Origin of the sequence: Lactobacillus helveticus DSM 20075 = CGMCC 1.1877, assembly GCF_000160855.1 — a bacterium.
GTDB classification, from domain to species: domain Bacteria; phylum Bacillota; class Bacilli; order Lactobacillales; family Lactobacillaceae; genus Lactobacillus; species Lactobacillus helveticus.
In genome coordinates this window covers 170519-175315 of record NZ_GG700755.1, presented here as the reverse complement: position 1 = coordinate 175315, position 4797 = coordinate 170519, and the positions used below count along the sequence as shown (strand labels likewise).

The 4797-nt window shown below is 38.5% G+C and carries 3 protein-coding genes, 3 tRNA genes, 1 pseudogene and 1 riboswitch; of the genes and pseudogenes, 6 read left to right on the top strand and 1 reads right to left on the bottom strand.

What is annotated here, in order from left to right; genetic code table 11:
• The first annotated feature begins 11 nt into the window (after window positions 1-11).
• The 6 genes from HMPREF0518_RS10445 (at window position 12) to HMPREF0518_RS06525 (ending at window position 4200) form a co-directional block, all read left to right on the top strand.
• A tRNA-Ser gene (locus HMPREF0518_RS10445) sits at window positions 12-102 on the top strand.
• Window positions 103-182: 80 nt separating this feature from the next.
• The gene (locus HMPREF0518_RS06545; protein WP_003627291.1) at window positions 183-1106 is read left to right on the top strand and encodes a metal ABC transporter solute-binding protein, Zn/Mn family; all 924 of its coding nucleotides are present in this window, start codon (window positions 183-185) and stop codon (window positions 1104-1106) included.
• A 116-nt stretch (window positions 1107-1222) separates the two neighbouring features.
• Window positions 1223-1294: transfer RNA gene (locus tag HMPREF0518_RS06540), tRNA-Glu, on the top strand.
• 5 nt (window positions 1295-1299) lie between these two features.
• Window positions 1300-1372, top strand: a tRNA-Val gene (locus HMPREF0518_RS06535).
• A 64-nt stretch (window positions 1373-1436) separates the two neighbouring features.
• A riboswitch (SMK box riboswitch) is annotated at window positions 1437-1525 on the top strand.
• Window positions 1523-2722: a methionine adenosyltransferase gene (gene metK / locus HMPREF0518_RS06530; protein ID WP_003627290.1), complete on the top strand. Its 1200-nt coding sequence runs from the start codon at window positions 1523-1525 to the stop codon at window positions 2720-2722. Its footprint overlaps the riboswitch before it by 3 nt.
• A gap of 17 nt (window positions 2723-2739) precedes the next feature.
• Window positions 2740-4200 carry an MDR family MFS transporter gene (locus tag HMPREF0518_RS06525; RefSeq protein WP_003627289.1) on the top strand — a complete coding sequence of 487 codons (1461 nt, stop codon included), beginning with the start codon at window positions 2740-2742 and terminating at the stop codon, window positions 4198-4200.
• Between the two features lie 44 nt (window positions 4201-4244).
• Here HMPREF0518_RS06525 and HMPREF0518_RS06520 read toward each other — a convergent pair.
• Window positions 4245-4797: pseudogene (locus HMPREF0518_RS06520) on the bottom strand (polyprenyl synthetase family protein); the annotation flags it as partial.

Here is a 4797-nt window from a genome sequence, read left to right as displayed (position 1 = left end):
TACTTTTGTATGGAGTGTTGTCCGAGTGGCTTAAGGAGCATGATTGGAAATCATGTATACGGGCTTATACCTGTATCGAGGGTTCAAATCCCTCACACTCCGTAGATAAATGAAAAAAAAGAGATCATAACGAATATGATCTCTTTTTTCTTACCTTATAATAATTAACAAGAGGTATTTAAATGAAAAATAAGAAAACATTTATATTTTCATCTTTGTTAATAGTAGTTTTACTGTTTTGTTTATCAGCTTGTTCAACCAAAAAAGATGAAAATACTAGAAAACACCAAGTCGATATTGTCACATCAACTAATATTTATGCCAATATTGCTAAAAATATTGTAGGTAAGCATGGCAAAGTAGAGGCAGTTATTAACAATGGAGATACAGATCCTCATGATTTTGAACCTACTACTGGTTCCGCTAAAAAAGTAGCGAATGCCAATATTGTGATAGCAAATGGCTTAGGATATGACAGCTGGATGACCAATTTAGCTAATGCTAATGATATTCACGTTACTAAAGTGGGAGAGCAGCTTATGGGGCTAAAACAGGGAGATAATCCTCATATTTGGTATAACCTGGATATGCCACAAAAATATGTTGCCTATCTTGTTAAAAAAGCTAGTCAAATTGATCCCAAGCACGCACCTTACTTTAAAAATAATGCCAAAATGTATTTGAACAAAATAAATACAATAAAGAAATTAGCGGATAAAATAGATGGACAAAAAGCAAAGCCGGTTTATGTAAGTGAGCCAGTATTTGATTATGCTTTAGAGCGGTGCCATTTTAAGATTGGAAATCACGCTTTTGAAGAGGCTGTGGAAAATGAAACAGATCCTAATGCAAAAGTGGTCCACAAGATGCAAATGGATATTAAACAAAGAAAAATTGCCTTCTTTGTTAATAATATTCAAGCATCAAGCAGTACGGTTAATAATATGGTTAACTTGGCTAAGCGCTCAGACGTGCCAGTACTTGATGTACGGGAGACGATGCCTAATGGTGTGAGCTATTATCACTGGATGAAAAGCAATTATCAAAAATTATTTCAAATTTTTCAAAATACCCCTTGCATAAATGATGGATGTCTAGTAGTATAATAAACGTTGTGATTGAGATGTCACTCAGATAACTAAAAAATAAAAAAGTTAAAAAAGTTCTTGACTTTTAAAACTGATTTAGTTATTATAATAAAGTACTCTTGATTAAGAGATATGACCCGTTGGTCAAGTGGTTAAGACACGGCCCTTTCACGGCCGTAACATGGGTTCAAATCCCGTACGGGTCACTTATGGAGGATTAGCTCAGCTGGGAGAGCATCTGCCTTACAAGCAGGAGGTCACAGGTTCGAGCCCTGTATCCTCCATTGTTCGGGACTACCGCGGAGACGGTAGTCTTTTTTTTTGCAAAAAGAACGAACAAAATAATTTTATCGGTTCAAGTCCTGAAAGGATTCACTATTATTAGTGAAGATGCCTTGTAACCGAATAGCTAATGTCTATATGGGGGGACTATTATGGAAAGACGTTTGTTTACTTCAGAATCAGTTTCTGAAGGACACCCAGATAAAGTTGCTGATCAAATTTCAGATGCTATTCTGGATGCAATGTTGGAAAAAGATCCTAATTCACACGTAGCATGTGAAACGATCGTAACTACAGGTATGGTTTTTGTCTTCGGAGAAATCTCAACTAGTGCTTATGTTGATATTCAAGACGTAGTACGTAAGACCATCTTGAGAATTGGTTATGATCGTCCTGAATTAGGTTTTGACGGCAACAACTGTGCTGTCATGGTGGATATCGATGAACAATCACCTGATATTGCAGGTGGTGTAGATCATTCACTTGAAACAAGAGAAAATGAGTCTGATCAAGACGAATTGAATCAAATTGGTGCAGGTGACCAAGGTTTAATGTTTGGTTTTGCTATTAAGGAAACACCAGAATTAATGCCTTTACCAATCTCACTTGCTCACCGCTTAATGAGACGTGTTGCTTCATTAAGAAAGGATCATACCTTAGACTGGCTTCGCCCAGATGCTAAAGCACAAGTTACAGTTGAATACGACGAAAACAATAATCCACTTCGCGTTGATACTGTAGTTATTTCTACTCAAACTGATGCGGAAGTATCTAACGAAGAAATTCGTCGAGCTATGATTGACTTAGTAATTAAACAAGTTATTCCAGCTCGTTACTTGGATGAAAAGACTAAGTTCTTGATTAACCCATCAGGACGTTTCGTTATTGGTGGACCAAAGGGTGACTCTGGTTTAACTGGACGTAAGATTATCGTTGATACTTACGGTGGTTATGCTCGTCACGGTGGTGGTGCCTTCTCAGGTAAGGATTCAACAAAGGTTGACCGTAGTGCTAGTTATGCAGCTCGTTATGTTGCTAAAAATATTGTGGCAGCAGGTCTGGCATATCGCTGTGAAGTTCAATTGGCTTACGCTATTGGTGTGGCTCACCCAGTATCAATTATGATCGATACTGCAGGTACTGGTAAGGTTGACGATGATCTTTTGACTGAAGCAGTTCGTCATGTCTTCGACCTTCGCCCAGCAGGTATTATCAAGATGCTTGATTTGCGTCGTCCTATTTATGAACAAACTGCCGCATATGGTCACTTCGGCAGAACAGACGTCGATTTGTCATGGGAAAAGACCGATAAAACTCAAGATTTACTTGATTACATCAAAAACAATAAATAATAAAAAGAGGGAGTAAAATGAAGAAAACAAACGTGTCACTTGTCACGCTTGCGATTTTTATGACTACTTTTATGTCTGGTGTTGAAGGAACGATTGTTTCTACCGCGATGCCAACTATAGTTTCTGATCTGAATGGATTGGAAATTATGAACTGGGTCGTGTCAATCTTTCTTTTGATGACAGCCGTGTCAACTCCTTTATATGGAAAACTGGCTGATAGCATTGGGCGAAAGCCAGTTTTTTTGTTTGGAATTGCACTTTTTGTCATTGGATCGTCATTGTGTGGCCTAGCTCAAAACATGGTTGAATTGATTGTGTTTAGAGCAATTCAAGGATTAGGTTCAGGAGCAGTTCAGCCAGTTGCTATTACGCTGATTGCCGATTTGTATACTTTGCAAAAACGTGCCAAACTCGTAGGACTTAACTCTGGCTTTTGGGGAGTAGCTTCAGTAATTGCTCCATTATTAGGTGGATTTATTGTTCAACACTTATCTTGGCATTGGGTCTTTTACATTAATGTACCGATCGGAATTATTGCATTTTTGCTGGTAATTTTCTATTTGAAAGAGCCGAAGCATAATGCCAAATCTAAGTTAGACTTGCAAGGAACCACCTGGTTGGTGATTTTGTTATTGGCATTAATGTTCTTTTTGCAAGATCTTGGTGAAAATACCAATATTGCAATAATGGCTGTCTTAGCTCTTTTAGTTGCGGTATCGGTAATTGCCTTCTTTAAGACTGAAAAACGCGCTACGGACCCGATGATGCCACTCTCAATGTTAAAAAATCGAGAGTTCCTTGCATTGAATTTGATTACTTTGCTGATCTGCGGGGTAGTTATCGGATTTGAATTCTATATTCCAACTTGGATGCAGGGAATTAACGGAACGAATGCCTCTCTTGCAGGTTTTGCCGTTACGCCAAGTTCACTGATGTGGATTGTTGGTTCATTCATTCTAGGCTGGATGCTTGGCCGTTGGGGCATTAAGAGGACCTATGACTATATGTTAGGTGTATTAGTGATCACTGATTTGGTGTTGCTGTTAGTGCCAATTTACACGCCGTTTTGGGTATTTTGCATTGTCGCAGCCTTTAACGGAACCGCATTTGGGGTTATTACAACAGCCTCTCAGGTTCGTTCACAAGTATTGGTGCCTAAATCCGACATTGGTGTGGCTACTTCGTTTAACACTTTGATGAAGTATCTAGGTCAAACCATGATGATTTCCATCTACGGTATTGCTTTTAATACTTCAGTAGCTCATGGCTTAGCTAAGCACCCTGGCTTGACGCAAGGGATGATGAACAAAATCGTTTCCGCAGAAAATGCCAAAACTTTAGCAGCAGATACGATTCCGCAATTGCGGCAGGTCCTTTTAGTTGGATTAAAAGCCGTCTATGTTGTGTCATTAATCGTAATAATTGTTTCTATTATTTTGAACCGAACTTATCGCGAACAAAAAATTAATACCAAGTAAAAAAAAGCCAGATGCACGTTCAATGCATCTGGCTTTTCCATCTTTTAAAAACTACGTTTCAATAATTGTTGCGGCATTTTCTTAAGCAATGTTGTTGCACTATTATTTTGAAAAATGTCTAAGCAATCGACTGCTTAGACATTTTTCAATTACGGCACTATTAACAAGGATTTCTTGAATTAATTGCATATCTGAAACTGACATTTGGTGCTTTTTGTTTAAAATAGGCAACAGTTTCGTTTTTAGCTTAGGCTGATCGAGCGCAAATAAAAGTGGCAGTGAATATACGCCGGTAGCTAAATCCTCTAAAGTAGGCTTGTTAAGCTTAGCGCTGCCTGTATAATCCAATAGATCATCCACAATTTGAAAGGCAATGCCTAAATTCTCTCCAAAATTGGCCAAAGCTGTGCTTTGTTCAGCATTGCCACCAGCAAAATGGGCACCTTCTTCGGCAGCTAGGCGGAAGAGGGCGGCAGTCTTGCCTTTAATATCATTTAGATAATCCGTAAAAGTCTGCTCTAAATTAAAGCGTTCAGCCATTTGACCTAGTTCACCATTTAAAATATGGCTCATGGTCTGGGCATTGCGCACTAAATA

Bases quoted from the DNA above. Each gene is read 5' to 3' on its own strand.
- metK (WP_003627290.1), top strand. From the start codon at position 1,523: ATGGAAAGACGTTTGTTTACTTCAGAATCAGTTTCTGAAGGACACCCA.
- HMPREF0518_RS06545 (WP_003627291.1), top strand. From the start codon at position 183: ATGAAAAATAAGAAAACATTTATATTTTCATCTTTGTTAATAGTAGTT.
- HMPREF0518_RS06525 (WP_003627289.1), top strand. From the start codon at position 2,740: ATGAAGAAAACAAACGTGTCACTTGTCACGCTTGCGATTTTTATGACT.